We start from the raw sequence: 20,134 nt of genomic DNA, 5'->3' as shown, positions 1-20,134 counted from the left end.
AGCGCATGACGTCGTGCCGCACACGATGTATGCCGCGCCGCAGCAACGTGCAGAGCATCGGAGCCGCCATTTGGCAAGCGCGTTAACAACTTGTTTCGGAATAGCCGGAACCGTGCTCCGCCGATGCAATCTCACTTGTACGCAGTCCTGTGCTGCGCATCCCACTCAATCAATCACGACTCGAGGGAGATAACGTGAACGCGAAATACTTACCGCTCATCGCATTGACCGTGGCATTTTCTGCTCATGCAGCCGATTCTGCCCTGCAGAACGTGGGACAAAGCCAGAAACCCGCCGACGAGGTCGCGCAGTGCATCGCGAAGACCTGGGCCGACAAGTCGCAGCAGCAAGTGACGTCGCAGTATGAACTCGCGAACGGCCTCGCCATGGCCGTGTATGCGCCGGGCCAGCAGCCGCCGAATGGCGCTGCCGCCGTCGTGCGCCCGGCCAACGCCGCGAATGCGAAAACCTGGGTGGGTTTCCGCGGCGGCGATGCATCGTCGGCCGGCGACATCAACGCCTGCCTGTAACGAGAACAGGCGCTTCAGATGGCCTGGGCGCCATCCGCTTGCGACACGCCCCGCTTCGGCGGGGCTTTTCTTTTGCAGCGCGGCTGCGTGTTACAGGTAGCTGCAGACGTAATCGAGCGTCTCGAGCACTTCGATGTCGAAGCGGCTCTTGCCCGGCACCGAGAACGATTCGCCCACGCCGTAGGTCTGCCATTCGCTGCTGCCGTCGAGCTTCACGCGGCACTTGCCAGCCTGCACTTCCATCAATTCGGGGGCGTCCGTGCCGAAGTTGAGCGCGCACGGCAGGATCACGCCGAGCGTCTTGCGCGTGCCGTCCGGGAAGAGCACGGTATGCGACACGCACTTGCCGTCGAAATAGACGTTCGCGCGCTTGACGACCGATACGTTGTCGAATTGGGTTGCACTGGTCATGAAATGCCTCTGATTGCTGGATGCCGGATGGCGATGTGGTTGGAGGCCGGCCGGAGCGGCGGGCCGGCCGCTATGATACCGGCTCGCGCGGCATGCGCCGGAATGGCGTGCCCGCTGCGCAAGCCGCGTGTCCGTCAAACGACGGCAACGCCGCACGGATAATCGTCAGGATGACGATGCATTGAAGAGCGCCACCCGCGGGCGCCGGTTCACCGCAGCCCCTTGCGCCGCGCGGAATCACGCAGGCAGTCGAGCAGCATCGCCGCTGCCGGCGTCAGCGGGCTGTCGCGACGCGTGATGACCTGCACCGAGACGCCCGGCAGGCGCTCGCGGATCGGCAGCACCGCGAGCTGGTCGCGCGCCCATTCGGCCTGCAACAATTGCTCGGGCATCGACGCGATCAGGTCGCACTCCATCATCAAACTGCGCGCGAGCCCGAAGCTCGGGCACTCGACGACGCGCGCCGGTACCGGCAGCCCGTAGGCGACGAACGAATTGAACAGTACCTGCGTCGAGCTTTCCGGCGACGGGTTCATCAGCCAGTCGGCTTCGACGAGATCGGCGAGCGACGTGGCCGACGCGAGCGGATGCCCCTTGCGGGCGACGATCAGCGACCGGCTCGCATAGAGTTCCGCGTGATCGAATTCGGCCGCCAGCAGTTCGGGCACGACGACGGCCACCGCGAAATCGAGTGACCCGTCGTGCAGGCGCGGCAGTGCGACGCCCGGAAACCCTTCGATCAGGTTGACGCGCGCCACCGGGAAGCGGCGCCGGAATGCGCGAAACGCGTCGGGCAGGATCGTCACCGCGGCGGCCGGCGTGATCGCCGCCGCGACGGAGCCCGTCATCGCGCCCTGCGCCTGCTCGATGTCGTCGCGGGCGCGCTGCATTTCGGCGACGATCAGCCGCGCGCGCACCTGCAACTGCTGGCCGAACGCGGTGAGCTGCACGCCGCGCGCGGTGCGCACGACGAGCGACACGCCGAGCGCGATCTCCAGTTCCTTGACCGCCTTCGTCAACGCCGCCGGCGACACGTTCAGGCGCCGCGCGGCCGCGCGAATGCTCCCCTCTTCCGCGACGGTGACGAACGCTTTCAGCTGATGGTATTTCATGGCGGCGACGCGTGATCCGTGGAAACCCTGTGCTGCGCGGCACACGCCCGCTCAGGGTATTCCCGAGCGGCAACCGGTGGTGAGCACCAAAGCAATTTATCAGCTTCTGGTACACAAAAGAAATTTATATGCTTGCTCGTCATCGGTGCGTCAACCGCCCCACGTGCCCCACAGGAGACACCATGCTGCAAGCCGTGAACCCCGTCATCCCCGGTATCGCCGCGATCGCACCCGAGCTGGTCGAAGTGCGCCGTCGCATCCACGCTCACCCGGAGCTCGCGTTCGAGGAGACGCTCACGAGCGATCTCGTCGCCGAGTTGCTCGCCGGCTGGGGGTATGAAGTGCATCGCGGCATCGGCAAGACGGGGGTGGTCGGCGTGCTGCGCGAAGGGCAAGGCACGCGCACGGTCGGGCTGCGCGCCGACATGGATGCACTGCCGCTCGCGGAAACCACGGGCCTGCCGTACGCGAGCCGCCATGCGAACAAGATGCATGCGTGCGGCCACGACGGCCACACCGCGATGCTGCTGTGCGCGGCGCGCCACCTCGCGGCCACGCGCCAGTTCTCCGGCACGCTGAACCTGATCTTCCAGCCGGCCGAGGAAAACTTCGGCGGCGCGAAGGCGATGATGGACGATGGCCTGTTCGACCGCTTCCCGTGCGACGCGATCTTCGCAATCCACAACATGCCGGGCCGCGCGGCCGGCGACATGGCCTTCCGCACCGGCGCCGCGATGGCGTCCGCCGATCGCGTGACGATCACGCTGCGCGGTGTCGGCGGCCACGGCGCGATGCCGCATTTCGCGCGCGATCCGATGTCGGCCGCGGGCAGCATCATGGTCGCGCTGCAAACGATCGTCGCACGCGAGGTCGATGCGCAGCATGCGGCCGTGATCACGGTCGGCAGCGTGCAGGCCGGCGAGACGTTCAACATCATTCCCGAAACCGTCACGATGAAGCTGTCGGTGCGCGCGCTGAACGCCGACGTGCGCGCGCTGCTCGCACGCCGCATCGAAGCACTCGCGAAAGGCCAGGCGGAAAGCTTCGGCGTCACGGCGGAAGTCGACTACGACTACGGCTACCCGGTGCTCGTCAATCACGCGGAGCCGACCGCGTTCGCGGCCGACATCGCGCGCCAGATGCTCGGCGCCGAACGCGTCGAAACCGACACCGCGCCTTTGATGGGCAGCGAGGATTTCGCGTTCATGCTCGAAGCGCGCCCCGGCTGCTACGCGTTCATCGGCAACGGGATCGGCAGCAAGGGCGGCTGCATGGTGCACAACCCCGGCTACGACTTCAACGACGACATCCTCGCGATCGGCGCGAGCTACTGGGTTCGCATCGCCGAAGCCTGGCTCGCGGCCTGACGGCCCTTTACCCCATCGTTTCGCGCCCAACGGGGAGCCCCACATGGAAACGTCCGCCCTTTCGTTCGCCGGCACGCCGGTCGATGCACGCGCCGCCGCGAAGAAGCGCCGGCTGATCGCGGCCGCCGCCGTCGGCAACGCGCTCGAGTTCTACGACTTCACGGTCTACAGCTTCTTCGCCATCCTGATCGGCAAGCTGTTCTTTCCCGTGCATTCGCCGTTCGGGCAATTGATGCTCGCGGTCGCAAGCTTCGGCGTCGGCTTCGTCACGCGCCCGCTCGGCGGGCTCGTGATCGGCATGTATGCCGACCGCGCCGGCCGCAAGCAGGCGATGATCCTCACGCTGCTGCTGATGGCGCTCGGCACCGCGACGATCGCGGTCGCGCCGACCTTCGCGCAGATCGGGCTCGCCGCGCCGCTGCTGCTCGTGCTCGCGCGCCTGCTGCAGGGGTTCGCGTCGGGCGGCGAAGTCGGCGCGTCGACGACGCTGCTGCTCGAACAGGCGCCGCAGCATCGTCGCGGCTTCTACGCATCGTTCCAGTTCTCGAGCCAGGGGCTCGCCGCACTCGCCGGCGCGCTGACCGGCGTCGCGCTGACGTCGACGCTGAATGCCGCGCAGCTCGAAAGCTGGGGCTGGCGCGTGCCGTTCATCATCGGCACGCTGTTCGTGCCTCTCGGCTACTGGCTGCGCCGCACCGTCGAGGAAGTGCCGGCCACCGCGCCTGCCGCCGCACACGACGAGCCGGTTGCATCGCTGCCGCTCGCCGACGTGCTGCGCCATCACGGCAAGGCCGTGTTCGCGGGCCTCGGCGTGACGATCGGCGGCACGTCGATCCACTACATCATCGTGTTCTACATGGCGATCTACGGCGTGCAGGTGCTGCACCTGCCGACGTGGTTGTCGATGACGGCCGGCTGCGTCGCGGGCGCGATCCTGATGCTCGTGACGCCGATCGGCGGCTACCTGTCCGACGTCTACGGGCGCAACCGGATCGTCTGGTGGACGCGCATCGTGCTGATGGCCGCGATCTACCCGGCGTTCATCGCACTGAACCGCTGGCCGGGCGCCGCATCGCTGCTGTCGATCATCGCCGCGCTGTCGATCGTGCATGCGATCAACATCGGCGCGACGGGCGCGATGCTCGGCGAACTGTTCCCGCGTGCGGTGCGCGCCACCGGCGGCGCGCTCGTGTACAGCGTCGGCGTCGCGATCTTCGGCGGCTTCGCGCAATTCTTCGTCACGTGGCTGATCGCGGCGACCGGGAATCCGAATGCGCCTGCGTGGTATGCGATCGGGTGCGGCGCGATGACGCTGCTTGCCGTGCGGTGCATGGATGAAAAGGCCGGGAAGGCACTCGACTGACTGGTGGCCGATGCGCGATTGACGTGGCGCACGCGCATCGGGCATGATCGATCCATGCGCCACATCACGACCACCCTCTCGACCACGACGCGCACGACCGCCTTCGGCGGGCTCGTGCGGCGAGTGCGCGCCAGGTCGTAGCGCCATCCCTCACAGGCCCCGCCGGTTCCGGACGGGGTCTTGTCGTTTCTCCGTCCGTATCGGTCACTCAGGAGAAACGCAATGCCAGAAGTCTGTTCCCCGAAACGCGCACTGCTCGTCATCGACATGCAGGTTGGCCTGTTTCACGGCCCCGAGCATCCATACGACGGCGAACGCGTGCTCGCGAACATCAACCGGTTGATCGGTCGCGCGCATGAAGCCGGTGCGCCGGTGTTCGCCGTGCGCCACACCGGGCCCGCCGGTTCGCCGATTGCACCCGGTTCCCCGCTGACCGCGCTGGTGCCGGAGCTCGAGATCGATATGAAGCGTGACATCGTGTTCGACAAGGCGCAGTCGAGCAGCTTCGCCGGTACGCGGCTCGCCGAATGGCTGCGCGAGGCCGGCATCGGCGTGATCGTCATCGCGGGAATGAAGACGCAGTACTGCGTCGACACGGCCTGCCGTGCGGCCGTTGATCACGGCTTTCGCGCGGTGCTCGTGACCGATGCGCACACCTGCATGGACACGCCGGAACTGCCTGCCGAGCGGATCGTCGCGCATCACAACGCGACGCTTGGGGGTCCGTTTGCGACGCTCGTCACGACCGATGTGTGCGCGTTCTGATCGACACCGTTCACACACCGTCAACACAACAACGCACGGGCAGCCATCGCCCGTGCGTTGCGTACCGGTCGCGTAACTGCCCGCTCAGAACGTATGCATCATCCCCACATACGCCCCCGTCTGCGACTCGCCCGTCATCGGGCTCGTCCCCGACGTCGCATCCCGCGGCGTCGCGAGCAGCGAGAAATTCGAATTCCCGCCGTTGCGCACATACGCAACCGTCCCATACAGGAACGTCCGCTTCGAAAGGTTGTACGTCGTGCCGAGCACATACATCATCGCGTGCCCCGACGGATCGTGCGACGCATCGCCGCCGCCGTCGCCCACCTTCACGTAGTAACCGCCGCCCGTCACGGCCCATTGCGGCGTCGCGGTGTAAGTCGCGCCGAGCCAGTAGTGATCGGCGCGGTCGGCCACGCCGGCCGGACTATCCGGCGCCTGGTAATGCGTATACGCGCCCTGGATCTTGAACTTCGACACCTTCACGTTCGCGCCGACGAAATACTCGCGCGACGCGGTGAAGATGTTGCTGAACTTGCCGTTGTTGTCGCGCAGTTCGTCGTAGATGCCGCGCACGTCGAGCAACGGCGAGTGGTACGAGATCATGATCCCGTCCGAGCGGCCAAAATCGTCGGCCGCACCGTAGTTGAAGCCGCGCGACTGGTTGCCGAACGCGTATTGCGCCTGCACGTCGAAGCCGCCGATCACCGGGCTGTGATATTCGATGTTGTTGCTGGTCTGCTGCCAGTTGCGGCCGCGCACGAGCGAGGCCGACGAAAACGCCTGCTGCACGAACGGGTCGAATTCCCACACGCCGTCGCTGTCGATGAACAGGTTGCGGCCGGCCTGCAGCTGGCCCCACGTGTCGCTCTTCAGCCCGACGTACGCGCGCCGCGACCACATGCGGCCGCCGCCCGTCTGGCCGTTCATCACCTGGAACGCGGTTTCGAGGTTGAAGACCGTCGACAGCCCGCCGCCGAGATCCTCGATGCCCTTCAGCCCGAACATGCTGGTGCCCCAGTCGCCGCTTTCGGCGCTCCAGCGCGTCCCGCTGCCGCCATTCGGCTTCGCGATGTGGTTCAGGTATTCGATGCCGCCGTCGACGCGGCCGTACAGCGTGACGCTCGTCTGTGCAAAAGCGGCCGCCGGTGTGGCAGCCGCGATCAGCCATGCGAAATGTTTGAGTCGCAAAATGATGCCCCCTCGGAGTCTCGACCTTCCAGCGCGTGCCCCATGCGCGCGCCCCGGGTCCGTTTATCCGCGATCGATCGAAAAACGACCGGGGCCCGCCGCGCAAAGCGCGAGCAGGCCGCCGGCGATCGCGATGTTCTTGTAGAAATGAATCATGTTGTTGACCTGCTCGCCGCCCGTCATCGTCCAGTAGTGGTGGCCGATGATGCCGGTGCCGATCGTATAGAGCGCCAGCAGCAGCGCGAGCGCCCGCGTCTGGAAACCGACCAGGATCGCGATCCCGACGAACAGCTCCATCACGACGGAAATCGCGGCGGAGATGATCGGCGCGGGCGCGCCTTCTGAACCCATGAACGCGATGGTCCCGGGGAAGTCGACGATCTTCTTCCAGCCGAACATGACGAACAGGATCACGAGCAGGATCCGGGCAAGCAGCAGCAGCACATCGCGCTGGGACGCGAGAAACGGTTGGTTCGGTGTCATGGTGTCGATCAACGAAAGCGATGCGCATGGCGAAAACACGCCCGGCGCACCGGATTGCGAATGAACCAGGACGGGCGGCCGCCTGCGCCGCCCGCCCCGCTCTGCAACAACCGGCATCGGGCAACGACCCGATGTGCTGTGCTCCTCCTCTTGTCAGTTATCGCCCTGCTTCGTCGCGCGCCGCATCAACGCAGCTTCGCGACGTCCTGCTCGGACACCTTCGCGGCCGGATTGCCGAACTGCCCGGTCAGGTAGTTCGTCAGCGCGGCGATCTGCGCATCCGACAGCTCGTGGCGGAACGCCGGCATCCCGACGTCCTCGCTGCCGGCCTTGCGCTGCACGCCGTTCAGGATCACCTGCACGAGGTTGGTCGGATTCGATGCGCCGACCGTCGAGTTGTGGAACAGCGGCGGGTAATAGCCGTCCGGCGTGCCCTTGCCCTGCATCTGGTGACAGGTTGCGCAGTTGCCGAGATAGAGCCGGGCCGGATCGATGCCCGACGACGCGAGCGCGACGCCGCGCAGCGTCAGGCCATCTTCGGCCGGCTTGCCCCACGACGCGCGCGACTGCTTCGCATCGCCGCTGGCGACGGCCGGCACCGTGCGAATGTACGTCGCGATCGCGCCGATGTCGGCTTCCGTCATCTTCGAGAAGCTGTGCTCGATCGCCTCGGCCATCGGGCCGGCCGCCTGCGCGAGGCCCGGCACGCTGCCGGTGCGCAGGTACTGGACGAGCTGCTGCTGGGTCCAGCCGCCGATCCCCGCGTTGGCGTCGGACGTGATGTTGTAGCCGTCCCAGCCCGCGAGCACCGAGCCCGACAGGAAGCTGCCGCCCGTCTCGTCGAGCGACTTCTCCTGCATCGCGATGCCGCGCGGCGTGTGGCACGTGCTGCAGTGCGCCAGCCCCTGGACCAGGTACGCGCCGCGGTTCCACTCGGCGCTCTGCGCCGGCTTCGGTGCGTACGCGCCCTCCTTCAGGAACAGCCAGTTCCAGATCTTCAGCGGCCAGCGCATGCTCAGCAACGCGGGGATCTCGTTCTTCGGCGGCGCCTGCTTGACCGGCTCGACGCCGTGCATGAAGTACGCGTACAGCGCCTGCACGTCGTCGTCGTTGATCTTCGCGTACGACACGTACGGCATCGCCGGATACAGGTTGTCGCCGTTCTTCGACACGCCGTGGCGCACCGCGCGCTCGAAGTCCTCGGCCGACCAGTTGCCGATGCCCGTCTCGGGATCGGGCGTGATGTTGCTCGTGTAGATCTTGCCGAGCATCGGGACCGGCATGCCGAGACCGCCCGCGAACGGCTTGCCGCCCTTCGCGGTGTGGCACGCCATGCAGTCGCCCGCGACCGCGAGATATTCGCCGCGCTTGACCAGCGCCGGATCGGCCGCATCGGCCGCGCGTACGAGACCCGGCAGCGCGAGGCAGCCGGCGAGGAGGAAGGTGAGAGTAGATTTCCGCACGGTCAGACTTCCTTCTTCAGCGTGTCCGACATCCGCAGCGCCAGCGCCGCGATCGTCAGCGTCACGTTCACCGTACCGACGGTCGGCATCGTCGAGCTGCTCGAGATGAACAGGTTCGGATGGTCGAACGTGCGGCAGTCCTTGTCGACGACCGAGTCGCGTGCATCCGCGCCCATGATCGTCGCGCCCGTGATGTGGTTGTTCGGCGCGAACTCGTCGTTGAAGACGACTTCGGTGCCGCCCAGCACCTTCGCGGCGGTCGCATAGACCTCGCGCGTGTGCACGGCGCCGCGCTTCACGTAGTCGTCGATCGCATACGTGATCTCGGGGCGCGGGATGCCGACCGCGTCGGTGGCCGTCTTGCTCGGCACGATGCGGTTCTCGGGTTGCGGCAGGATTTCGTGGAAGCAGTCGAACTGCACGTAGCGCGCTGAACGGTCGCGGATCTGCGCGTCGAGCTCCTCGGGCTTCATCAGCTTGCCGGCCTTGAAGATCTTCTGCGTTTCCTGGTTGATGCGCGACATGTTCGACAGGTGGATCTTCTTCGCGGCTTCGGTCGCGCGGAACGGGCCGTCGCGGAAACCGATCAGCGACGTCATCTCCTGCGGGCCGCGGCCCGGCCACAGCTTCTCGCTCGCGTAGAACGACACGCCGGTGCCCGGGTGGTCCATCAGGTTGCGACCGACCATGTCCGAGCTGTTCGCGACACCGTTCGGGAAATCGCGGTTCGCGGACATCAGCAGGATCTTCGGCGTCTCGATGCCGTTCGCGGCGATCACGAAGTACTTGCCTTCGACGCGATGGTCGGCGCCCGTCTTGTCCTTGTAGACCGCGGCGGTGATGCGCTTGTCCGGCCCCGTCTCGAGCTTGTAGACGACCGCGCTGTCGATCAGCTTCGCGCCGGCCTGCTCGGCCTTCTCGACGTGCACGATGCCGTTGTACATCGCGCCGATCGGGCAGATCGGCATGCAGTTGTTGTTCCCGCAACAAGTCGGCCGGCCGTCGTACGGGCGGCTGTTGCGCGCGACCGGCTCGGTCACCACGTGGAACTTCGGGTCATAGCCGTTGAGCGCGCTCTTGATCGTCTGCTCGTTGAACGACAACGGCAGCGGCGGCATCGGGTACGGCTCCTTGCGCGGCGAGTACAGGTCTTCCTCGGGGCCCGGGCCCCACACGCCGAGTTCCTCTTCGGCGCGCTGGTAGTAATGCTCGAGGTCGTCGTACTGGATCGGCCAGTCGCGGCCGACGCCGTACACCGTCTTCATCTTGAAGTCGTTCGGGATGAAGCGCCACGCCGACGCGGCCCAGTGCCACGTCGTGCCGCCCACCGCGCGGATGTACTGCGAGTTGAACTTGTGCTCGCCCTTCAGGATCAGGTAGTCGTTCGGCGGGCCGTATTCCGGATGCGGCGCCCACGCGCTCGACGGGTACGGCGCCATGAAATCGGTCTTGTCGACCTGGTTGCGGAAGCGCTCGACGATTTCCCAGCGCGGCATGCGCGGGCCGGCTTCCAGCAGGATCACGGACTTGCCCGCCATCGCGAGCTGGTGCGCAACGATCGCGCCTGCGACACCCGAGCCGACGACGACAACGTCGGCCTTTTGCGTATCGGTATCGGCCATCAGGCTTGCCTCTCGATCGGTTTTTCGGCCCAGAAGCCGGGTTTGTTGGGGCAATACGACGGGATCACGAGCGTATCGGATACGACGCTGAACATTAGTGCTTCTTCGTAGGTAATCACGACGTTGTCGACGATGCCGAGATACCACGCTTCAAGAATCTTCAGCGCGAGTGCTTCCTGGTCGGAATTCAGCGAACCGGACGCGAGTGCGCCGGCGAGTTGCGACAGGCTGTCGGCCGTCTTGAACGAACCCTTCTGCAGCGCCTGCAGGAAGCGCTGGCCGAGCACGCGGCTCAACCCCTTCTTGCCTGTCACTGCTTCGGAGAGCGTCATGAACGTATCGAGCGGCGCGGTGCCGGGATCGTCGGCCAGGGCCCGCAACGCCAGCGAGCCCGTGAGGCCCGCCGCCGTCAGCGCCAGTGCGCCCTGCAGCCATTGACGCCGTGTGATGCCTGTTACGGCTGCGTCGCCAGTGCGACGCGAGTGGGGAGTGTTGTCGTTGTGCATGTTTCCTTCTCTCGAACACCGGATTCGGGAAAACCACGCTTGATATTTCTCAAACATTGGCGCGGACCTGAAATGTACGCGCACAAATCGGATCGAACAATCTTTTTATAGTCCATTAAATGTTCCGCAATCCGAGACAATCGACATTTCGCTGCATTTTTGTGTCGTTGACGCGACAGATCTGCGGCACGCATACCAGTGTCGCACGCCGACGACACACTGTGCAGCGCGATGCGCGCGCAGGTCGGTCGGTTAGAATCGCGTGCAATCAAACAGAAAGCTTCCCTCCGAGGGCAATCGAGCGATGAAGCAGCACGACAAACAGAACAACGCAAAACGAACCGACCACACCACCCGGCTGCTCTGGCGCATCGGCGCCATCGCGGCGCTCGGCGGCGCCACGGCGCTGTCGCTGCATGCGGGCGCGGCGCGCACGGTGAGCGTGTCGCCGCAAGGCACCGTCACCGAAGTCCGGCAGACGGTCGTCAAGTTCGACGAACCGATGGTCGCGTTCGGCTCGGCCTCCGCGCCGAATCCGGCACGCGTGACCTGCAACGATTCCACCGCCGCGCGCGGCCAGGGGCACTGGCTCGACGACAAGACCTGGGTTTACGATTTCGAAAACGACCTGCCGCCCGGCGTGCGCTGCTCGGTCGCGCTCAACGACACGTTGCGCTCGGTCGCCGGCAACGCGGCCAGCGGCCCGCGCCGCTTCACGTTCCAGACGGGCGGCCCGTTCCCGGTGAACGTGCGCCCCGGCTCGCGCGAGATCGAGGAACGGCAGATGTTCGTGCTGAAGCTGAACGGCCCGGCCGAACCGCGTTCGGCGCTCGCGAACATCTGGTGCGAAGCCGCCGGCATCGGCAACCGCATTCCCGTCACGGCCGCCGACGACGATGCGCGCAACGCACTGCTCGATCATTTTGGGCTGAAGAAGGATGCCGCGCGCGTGCTGACGCTGTCGTGCGCGCAGGCGCTGCCGGCGAGCGCGAAGATGCAGCTCGTGTACGGCAAGGGCGTCACGAGCCCGAGCGGCATTCCGAACGAAACGGAGCGCCGCTTCGACTTCACCGTGCGGGCCCCGTTCGCCGCGAGCTTCTCGTGCGAACGCGAGAATGCGAAGGCGCCCTGCACGCCGCTGCGCCCGCTCACGCTGTCGTTCAACGCGCCGATCTCGCGCAAGAACGCCGAGGCGATCAAGCTGCGCGGCCCTGACGGAACGCTCGCGCCGACCTTCGCGGCCGACGACAAGAGCGAGGAAGTCACCACCGTCACGTTCAACCCGCCGCTGCCCGAACAGGCCGCCCTCACGATCGAACTGCCGTCGGGCCTGCGCGACGTGACCGACCGGCCGCTGTCGAACGCCGACCTGTTCCCGCTCGCGACGCGCACCGCGCCGATGCCGCCGCTCGCGAAATTCTCGTCGGGCACCTTCGGGATCGTCGAGCGCTTCGCCGAACCCGATTCGCCCGCGCTCGTGCCCGTCACGCTGCGCAACGTCGAGGCCGACCTGCATATCGACGGCCTCAACACCCAGGGCGCGCAGTTCTCGAACCTGAAGGTCGACGACGACACCGCGATCCGCCAGTGGATGCGCACGGTCGACCGCTTCGACAACTGGTCGATGACGGCCGGCTCGATCGACCGCCAGATTCCCGGCCTGCTCGAACGCAAGGGCCAGCATCCCGTGTACGTGCCGCGCGAAGCCGGCGAGAAGGCGCCCGCGCCGAAGGATCGCCGCATCGACGTGCGCTCGCTGACGCTGCTCAAGGGCCAGCCCGGCGTGCAGGCGCTGACGCTGCCGAAGGCGGACCCGAAGGCGCTGCGCCCGTTCGAAGTCGTCGGCGTGCCGATCGACAAGCCCGGCTTCTACGTGCTCGAACTCGCGTCGCCCGCGCTCGGCCGCTCGCTGCTCGCGAAGCCGTCGAGCATGTACGTGCGCACCACGGTGCTCGTCACCAACCTCGGCGTGCACCTGAAACAGGGCCGCGAAAACAACCTCGTGTGGGTCACGACGCTCGACAAGGGCAAGCCCGTGCCGAACGCGCAGATCCGCGTGTCGGACTGCAACGGCGACGAGATCGCGTCCGGCAAGACCGATGCGCAGGGCCTGCTGAAGATCGACGGCGCGTTCGAATCGAAGCGCGCCTGCAGCTCGTCCGACTCGGAACAACGCTTCGACGACTACTTCGTGTCGGCCCGCGTGAACGATCCGAAGACGGGCCCCGACATGGCGTTCGTCAGCTCGGGCTGGAACCGCGGGATCGAATCGTGGCGCTTCAACGTGCCGACCGACACGGACAGCGCACGCACCGTGCGCGCGCATACGGTCTTCGACCGCACGCTGCTGCGCGCCGGCGAAACCGTGTCGATGAAGCATTTCATCCGGGCCGAGACGCTGCAGAGCCTCGCGTTCCCGTCGCAATATCCGACGCGCGTGACGATCCGCCATCTCGGCACGGGTCAGACCTACAAGCTGCCGCTCACGTGGGCAACCGATCACAGCGCGGACACGCAGTTCACGCTGCCGGCCGCCGCGAAGCTCGGCGAATACAGCGTCGAGCTCGAAGGCGGCCCGGAAGACGCACCGACCGCCACCTATTACAGCGGCAGCTTCCGCGTCGAGGCGTTCCGCCTGCCCGTGCTGAAGGGCTCGATCGGCGCGCGCGACGCGCAGAAGAGCCCGCTCGTCGCCGTCAAGGAAGCACCGCTCGCGGTGCAGATCGACTACGTGTCGGGCGGCGGCGCATCGAACCTGCCGGTGCAGGTGTCGGCGCTGATGAAGTGGGCGTCGCCGCCGTTCGCGGATCGCTTCGAGGACTTCAGCTTCACGCCGTATCGCCCCGAAGCGAGCGACGGCAACGCCGACGACGATTCGCAGGACGGCGACAACGCATCGACGTCGAACAACGATCCCGACGCGACGAAGCTGATCGCCGACAAGCTGCCGCTGACGCTCGACCGCAACGGTGCGGGCTCGGTCACGCTCAAGGGTCTGCCCGACGTCGACGCGCCGAAGCGCATCGCGCTCGAAGCGACGTTCGCCGACCCGAACGGCGAAGTGCAGACGATTCGCGGCGACACGATCCTGTGGCCGGCTGCCGTCGTGGCCGGCATCAAGGCGGGCCGCTGGGTATCGGTCGGCCAGCGCGTGCCCGTGCAGGCCCTGGCGGTCGACCTGCAAGGCAAGCCACGTGCGTCCGTGCCGATCGAGATCAAGGGCATCGCGCGCATCACGACGTCGTCGCGCAAGCGGATGGTCGGCGGCTTCTATGCGTACGACAACAAGAGCGACACGCGCGACCTCGGCGTGCTGTGCTCGGGCAAGACCGACGACAAGGGCCGCATGGCCTGCGACGCGACGCTCGAACAGGCCGGCAACGTGCAGCTGATCGCGGTCGCCAAGGACGGCGACGGCCGCACGTCGAACGCGTCGACGTCGGTGTGGGTCACGCGCGAGGACGAACTCTGGTTCGGCGGCGACAACACCGACCGGATCGACGTGATCCCCGAGAAAACCGCGTACGAACCGGGCGAAACCGCCCGCTTCCAGGTACGCATGCCGTTCCGCTACGCGACTGCGCTGGTCGCGGTCGAACGCGGCGGCGTGATGGAAACGCACATCGTCGAGCTGAACGGCAAGAACCCGACGGTCGACCTGAAGGTCGGCGAATCGTGGGGGCCGAACGTCTACGTGTCGGTGCTCGCGCTGCGCGGCCGGATTCGCGAGGTGCCGTGGTACTCGTTTTTCACCTGGGGCTGGAAGGCGCCGGTCGAATGGGCGCGCGCGTTCTGGCGCGAGGGCCGTCACTATGAAGCGCCGACCGCGTTCGTCGACCTGTCGAAGCCGGCGTTCCGCTACGGTCTCGGCGAAATCAAGGTCGGCACCGGCGTGCACCGCCTCGGCGTGACCGTGACGACCGACGCGACGCGCTACACGGTGCGCAGCAAGGCGCAGGCGCACGTGAAGGTCACGCTGCCGAACGGCCAGCCCGCGCCGGCCGGCACGCAGATCGCGGTCGCGGCCGTCGATGAAGCGCTGCTCGAACTGATGCCGAACAACAGCTGGGACCTGCTCGATGCGATGCTGCGGCGACGCGCGTACGGCGTCGAGACATCCACGGCACAGATGGAAATCGTAGGCCGCCGCCACTTCGGCCGCAAGGCCGTGCCCGCGGGCGGCGGTGGCGGCAGCGCGCCGACGCGCGAGCTGTTCGACACGCTGCTGCTGTGGAATCCGCGCGTGACGCTGGATGCCAATGGCAGCGCAACCGTCGAGGTGCCGCTGAACGACGCGCTCACGCGCTTCCGGATCGTCGCGATCGCGGCGGTCGGCCCCGACCGCTTCGGCACCGGCAGCACGTCGATCCGCAGCACGCAGGATCTGCAGCTGATCTCCGGCCTGCCGCCGCTCGTGCGCGAAGGCGACGCGTTCCGCGCGCAGGTGACGCTGCGCAACACGACCGACCGCGCGATGCAGGTCGTCGTGACGCCGCGCGTGACGGGCCTCGACGTCGCGCCGCAAACCGTCTCGCTCGCGGCCAACACGGCCACCGAGGTCGCGTGGACGATCACCGTGCCCGAGCAGGCGCTCGACGCGGCCGGTGCGCTGAACTGGCGCATCGAAGCAGCCGAGCAAGGCGGCAAGCGCGCGTCCGACGCGCTGGCGGTCGCGCAGAAGGTCGTGCCCGCGCTGCCGGTCACGGTCCAGCAGGCGACGCTCGCGCAAGTCGACGGCACGCTGACGGTGCCGATCGCCTCCCCGGCCGGCGCCGCGAACAACGCGCAAGGCCTGCCGCGCGGCGGCATCGCCGTGTCGCTGCAGTCGAAGCTCGCCGACGGGCTGCCCGGCGTGAAACGCTGGTTCGAGCGCTATCCGTACCGCTGCCTCGAACAGCAGACGTCGCGCGCGATCGGCCTGCGCGACCCCGCGCAATGGCAGGCGCTGATCGCACGCATGCCCGTCTATCTCGACAGCGACGGGCTCGCGAGCTACTTCCCGCCGTCGTCCGACGATTCGCATGCCGGCAGCGCGACGCTGTCGTCGTACCTGCTCGTGGTGTCCGACGAGGCGAGCCGTCTCGACCCGCGCTTCGCGCTGCCGGAAGACCTGCGCTCGCAGCTCGAGGCCGGGCTCGCGCGCTTCGTCGACGGCCGCCTCGAGCGCAACCCGTGGGCGCCGCGCCAGGACCGCGACCTGCGCAAGCTGGCCGCGATCGAGGCGCTGTCGCGCTACGGCGCCGCGCAGGGCCGCATGCTCGGCTCGATCGAGATCGCGCCGAACCAGTGGCCGACTTCCGCGGTGATCGACTATCACGCGATCCTGACGCGCGTGAAGGACATCCCGCAACGCGACGAGAAGCGCGCGCAGGTCGAACAGATCCTGCGGGCACGCCTGACGTACCAGGGCACGCAGCTCGTGTTCTCGACCGCCCGCGACGACGACCTGTGGTGGCTGATGACCAGCAACGAGACCAACGCGGCACGGCTCGCGCTGGAATTCGCCGGCGACCCGGCGTGGAAGGACGAGATGCCGCGCGTGACGGCCGGCCTGCTCGCACTGCAGCGCCAGGGCGCATGGCAGACCACGACGTCGAACGCGCTCGGCCTGCTCGCGGTCGAGCGCTTCTCGCGCACCTACGAGAGCACGCCGGTGGCCGGCGCGACGAAGGTCGCGCTCGGCGGCGACGCGCGCACGATCTCGTGGTCGCAGGCGTCGGCCCCCGCGTCCACGCCGGCCGACACGCCGGCATCGGCCACCCCGGCCACCCGCGCCACCGCGGCCCGCAGCGTGATGCTGCCGTGGCCGCGCGCGTCGCAGGCGCCGGCCACGCTGTCGGTCACGCAGGACGGCACGGGCCGCCCGTGGGCCACGATCGAAAGCCTCGCGGCGGTGCCGCTGCGTGCGCCGTTCGCGGCCGGCTACCGGATCACGAAGACCGTCACGCCCGTGTCGCCCGCCGTCAAGGGCGTGCTGACGCGCGGCGACGTCGTGCGCGTGCATCTCGACATCGATGCGCAGAGCGACATGACGTGGGTCGTCGTCAACGATCCGGTGCCGGCCGGTTCGACGATCCTCGGTTCGGGCCTCGGCCGCGACTCCGAAGCCGCGACCCAGGGCGAGAAGACGCCGGACGGCGCGTGGCCGGCGTTCATCGAGCGCGACTTCGACGGCTACCGCGCGTACTACGACTATCTGCCGAAGGGCAAATTCTCGGTCGAGTACACGGTGCGGCTGAACAACGTCGGCACGTTCGGGCTGCCGCCGACGCGTGTCGAGGCGCTGTACGCGCCGTCCGTGTACGGCCTGTGGCCGAACCCGCCGATGACCGTGAAAGCGGCCGAAGCGGGCAAGTAACGAGCAAGCGATGATCGATCAGGGTTTGCCGCGGCCGGCGCGTTTCGCCGGCCGCGTATTCGTTGCCATCGTGCTGGCCGCCCCGCTCGTCGCGCATGCGCTGCCGAGCTACGACGAAGTGCGCCGCAACTGGCGCAGCTCCGACTGGGTGCTGCTCGCACGCGACGGCACGCCGCTGCAGCGTACGCGCGTCGACCTCACCGAACGGCGCGGCGACTGGGTGTCGCTCGCCGACGTGTCGCCCGCGTTTCGCGAAGCGATCGTCGTGTCCGAAGACAAGCGCTTTTATGAACACAGCGGCGTCGACTGGCGCGGCATCGCCGGCGCCGCGTGGGGCAACCTGTGGAACGAGCGCACGCGCGGCGCGTCGACCGTCACGATGCAGCTCGCCGGGCTGCTCAGCGATTCGCCGCGCCGCTCGGGCCAGCGCTCGCTGCCGCAGAAAGCGTCGCAGGCGGTCAACGCGCTGCTGCTCGAACGCGGCTGGCGCAAGGACCAGGTGCTCGAGGCATACCTGAACCTCGTGCCGTTCCGCGGCGAGACGATCGGCCTTGCCGCGCTGTCGCAGGTGCTCTTCGGCAAGGCGCCGTCGGGCCTCGATGCCCGCGAAGCCGCGATCGCCGCCGCGCTCGTGCGCGCCCCCAATGCAACCTCCGCGAAAGTCGCCGAGCGCGCGTGCCGGATCCTGCGCGACATGCATGCCGAGCAGGCCTGCGCGTCGCTCGACGGCTACGTGCAGCTCGTCATCGCGCGCCCGGCCAGCGCCGCGCGCGACGACGGCGCCGCCCTCGCCCCGCACTTCGCGCGACGCATCGCGGCCGAGGTCCGGCCAACGGCCGGCGCGCAGATACGCACGACACTTGACGCGCCGCTGCAGCGCTTCGCGCGCGACACGCTGGTGCGCGCGCTGACCGAACTCAACGCGCCCGCGCACCGGCGCAACGTGCAGGACGGCGCGGTCGTCGTGATCGACAACGCGACCGGCGAGATTCGCGCGTGGGTCGGATCGTCCGGCGCACTGTCGGGCGCACGCGACGTCGATGCCGTGCTCGCGCCGCGCCAGGCCGGCTCGACGCTCAAGCCGTTCCTGTATGCGCAGGCGATCGACGAGAAACGGCTGACGGCTGCGTCGCTGCTCGACGATGCGCCGATCAACCTCGCCGCCGGGGGCGGCCTCTACATTCCGCAGAACTACGACAAGGATTTCAAGGGCTGGGTGAGCGTGCGCAGCGCGCTCGGCGGCTCGCTGAACGTGCCGGCCGTGCGCACGCTCGTGCTCGTCACGCCGCACCGCTTCGCGCGCACGCTGACCGCGCTCGGCCTGCCGCTCGCGCAGGAAGGCGACTACTACGGCTTCAGTCTCGCGCTCGGCAGTGCGGACGTCACGCTGCTGTCGCTGACCAACGCGTATCGCGCGCTCGCGAACGGCGGCGTCGCGCGCAAGGTCATCGACGTGCCGGCGCCGGCATCCGGTGCATCCGGCGCAGCCGGCGCATCGGCCGCGCCACCCGCCCGCGCAGCCGACGGCACGCGCGTGTTCAGCGACGCGGCCAGCTTCGTCGTGACCGACATCCTCGCCGACAACAACGCGCGCGTGCGCACGTTCGGCTTCGACAATCCGCTCGCGACGCGCTTCTTCTCGGCGGTCAAGACCGGCACCAGCAAGGACATGCGCGACAACTGGACCGTCGGCTTCACGTCGCGTTATACGGTCGGCGTGTGGGTCGGCAATGCGGACGGCTCGCCGATGTGGGACGTATCGGGCGTCACGGGTGCGTCGCCGGTGTGGTCGGCCGTCGTCGGCTACCTGCACCGCGTCCAGCCGAGCCGTGCGCCGCGCGCGCCGGCCGGCGTCGAGACGCGCCGCATCACGTTCGAACGCGATATCGAACCGTCGCGCAACGAGTGGTTCGTCGCGGGAACGGCGGTCGACACGATCCGGCTCGCCGCTCCCGTCACGCCGGGCAAGGACGGTGCGCGTGCGCCGCTGACGATCGGCACGCCAACCGACGGCACGATCTTCGCGATCGATCCGGACATTCCGCCGAAGAACCAGCGGATCTGGTTCGAGCGCTCGGCCGGACGCGCGACGAAGTTCGCGTGGCGGCTCGACGACAAGGTGATCGGGCATGCCGATCGCGTCGCGTGGATGCCGTGGCCGGGCCGGCACCGGCTCGAGCTCGTCGATGCGCGCGGCAACGTGGCCGATACGATCAGCTTCGAGGTGCGCGGCGCATTCGCGAAGGCGGCTGCGCGCAAGCCCTGAACACGTGAACACGTGAATACGTGAGCCGGCCTTACTCGCCGGCCACCTTCGCCTTCGGCGACTGCGACTGCGGCTGCGCGGAGAAATCGAGCGCCGGCGCGGTCGAGATCGCCGCTTCGTTCGCGACGCCGAAATTCGGGCGCGGCTGGTAGCCGAAGATCTTCGCGATCACGACGCCCGGGAACTGACGGATCTGCACGTTGTAATGCTGCACGGTCTTGATGTAGCGGCCGCGCGCGACCGCGATGCGGTTTTCCGTACCTTCGAGCTGCGTCTGCAGATCACGAAACGCTTCGTTCGCCTTCAGTTCCGGGTAGCGTTCGGACACCACCATCAACCGGCTCAGCGCCCCCGACAGCTCGCCCTGCCGCTGGTCGAACGCCGCGAGCGCGGCCGGATCCTTCGCCATCTCCGGCGTCATCTGCATGCTACCCACGCGCGCACGGGCCGACGCCACCTCGGTCAGCACGCGCTCCTCGTGCGACGCGTAGCCCTTCACCGACGCGGCGAGGTTCGGCACGAGATCGGCCCGTCGCTGGTACTGGTTCAGCACTTCGGACCACGCGGCATTGATATCCTCGTCAGACGACTGGATCGCGTTGTAGCCGCACCCCGCGAGCGGAGCGAGCACGCAGCATACGAGCAGGATTCGAAACCATTTCATCGTCGGTTGTTTCCGGTTGAACGCTCCGGACGG

General features: G+C 67.8%; 14 protein-coding genes. 6 read left to right on the top strand and 8 right to left on the bottom strand.

Annotated elements, in window-relative coordinates; all coding sequences use genetic code 11:
* Positions 1-194 precede the first annotated feature (194 nt).
* Positions 195-530, top strand: coding sequence for a hypothetical protein (locus CFB47_RS23795; protein WP_046196524.1), 336 nt, complete (start codon positions 195-197; stop codon positions 528-530).
* 90 nt (positions 531-620) lie between these two features.
* Here CFB47_RS23795 and CFB47_RS23790 read toward each other — a convergent pair whose 3' ends face one another.
* Positions 621-941 (bottom strand): pyrimidine/purine nucleoside phosphorylase, encoded by a 321-nt coding sequence (locus CFB47_RS23790; RefSeq protein WP_089462472.1) that lies wholly within the window; start codon positions 939-941, stop codon positions 621-623.
* Positions 942-1,150: 209 nt separating this feature from the next.
* Positions 1,151-2,053, bottom strand: a complete 903-nt coding sequence (locus tag CFB47_RS23785; RefSeq protein WP_046548027.1) for a LysR substrate-binding domain-containing protein — start codon at positions 2,051-2,053, stop codon at positions 1,151-1,153.
* A gap of 182 nt (positions 2,054-2,235) precedes the next feature.
* Here CFB47_RS23785 and CFB47_RS23780 point away from each other — a divergent pair, with 182 nt between their 5' ends.
* From CFB47_RS23780 to CFB47_RS23770, 3 genes are all read left to right on the top strand, one after another.
* A complete protein-coding gene (locus CFB47_RS23780) occupies positions 2,236-3,420 on the top strand; it encodes a M20 aminoacylase family protein (RefSeq protein ID WP_089462471.1) in 1,185 nt (394 codons plus the stop codon).
* Positions 3,421-3,463: 43 nt separating this feature from the next.
* The gene (locus tag CFB47_RS23775; protein ID WP_089462470.1) at positions 3,464-4,783 is read left to right on the top strand and encodes an MFS transporter; all 1,320 of its coding nucleotides are present in this window, start codon (positions 3,464-3,466) and stop codon (positions 4,781-4,783) included.
* A gap of 222 nt (positions 4,784-5,005) precedes the next feature.
* Positions 5,006-5,548, top strand: a complete 543-nt coding sequence (locus CFB47_RS23770; protein ID WP_089462469.1) for a cysteine hydrolase family protein — start codon at positions 5,006-5,008, stop codon at positions 5,546-5,548.
* A gap of 84 nt (positions 5,549-5,632) precedes the next feature.
* Here the strand turns inward: CFB47_RS23770 and CFB47_RS23765 are convergent, their stop codons facing one another.
* From CFB47_RS23765 to CFB47_RS23745, 5 genes are all read right to left on the bottom strand, one after another.
* A complete protein-coding gene (locus CFB47_RS23765; protein ID WP_089462468.1) occupies positions 5,633-6,739 on the bottom strand; it encodes a porin in 1,107 nt (368 codons plus the stop codon).
* Between the two features lie 63 nt (positions 6,740-6,802).
* Positions 6,803-7,222, bottom strand: coding sequence for a DoxX family protein (locus CFB47_RS23760; protein ID WP_089463525.1), 420 nt, complete (start codon positions 7,220-7,222; stop codon positions 6,803-6,805).
* 185 nt (positions 7,223-7,407) lie between these two features.
* Positions 7,408-8,685 carry a cytochrome c gene (locus tag CFB47_RS23755; protein ID WP_089462467.1) on the bottom strand — a complete coding sequence of 426 codons (1,278 nt, stop codon included), beginning with the start codon at positions 8,683-8,685 and terminating at the stop codon, positions 7,408-7,410.
* Positions 8,686-8,687: 2 nt separating this feature from the next.
* Entirely contained in the window at positions 8,688-10,307 is a 1,620-nt protein-coding gene (locus CFB47_RS23750) for a GMC family oxidoreductase (protein ID WP_089442268.1), read from the bottom strand.
* The gene (locus CFB47_RS23745) at positions 10,307-10,813 is read right to left on the bottom strand and encodes a sugar dehydrogenase complex small subunit (RefSeq protein WP_089462466.1); all 507 of its coding nucleotides are present in this window, start codon (positions 10,811-10,813) and stop codon (positions 10,307-10,309) included. Before CFB47_RS23745 ends, CFB47_RS23750 begins: the two co-directional genes overlap by 1 nt.
* A gap of 304 nt (positions 10,814-11,117) precedes the next feature.
* Between CFB47_RS23745 and CFB47_RS23740 the strand changes: the two genes are divergently transcribed.
* Positions 11,118-17,171 carry an alpha-2-macroglobulin gene (locus CFB47_RS23740; RefSeq protein ID WP_089462465.1) on the top strand — a complete coding sequence of 2,018 codons (6,054 nt, stop codon included), beginning with the start codon at positions 11,118-11,120 and terminating at the stop codon, positions 17,169-17,171.
* Positions 17,172-17,181: 10 nt separating this feature from the next.
* On the top strand, positions 17,182-19,437 hold the full coding sequence (pbpC, locus tag CFB47_RS23735; RefSeq protein ID WP_089462464.1) for a penicillin-binding protein 1C: 2,256 nt from the start codon (positions 17,182-17,184) through the stop codon (positions 19,435-19,437).
* A gap of 31 nt (positions 19,438-19,468) precedes the next feature.
* On the opposite strand, the gene CFB47_RS23730 is transcribed toward pbpC, so the two are convergent.
* Complete coding sequence (locus CFB47_RS23730; RefSeq protein WP_089458415.1) at positions 19,469-20,101, bottom strand: LemA family protein; 633 nt, start codon at positions 20,099-20,101, stop codon at positions 19,469-19,471.
* Positions 20,102-20,134 lie beyond the last annotated feature (33 nt).

The organism is Burkholderia sp. AU27893 (genome assembly GCF_002223205.1).
Taxonomy (GTDB): Bacteria; Pseudomonadota; Gammaproteobacteria; order Burkholderiales; family Burkholderiaceae; genus Burkholderia.
This window is presented reverse-complemented; position numbering and strand designations above follow the sequence as displayed.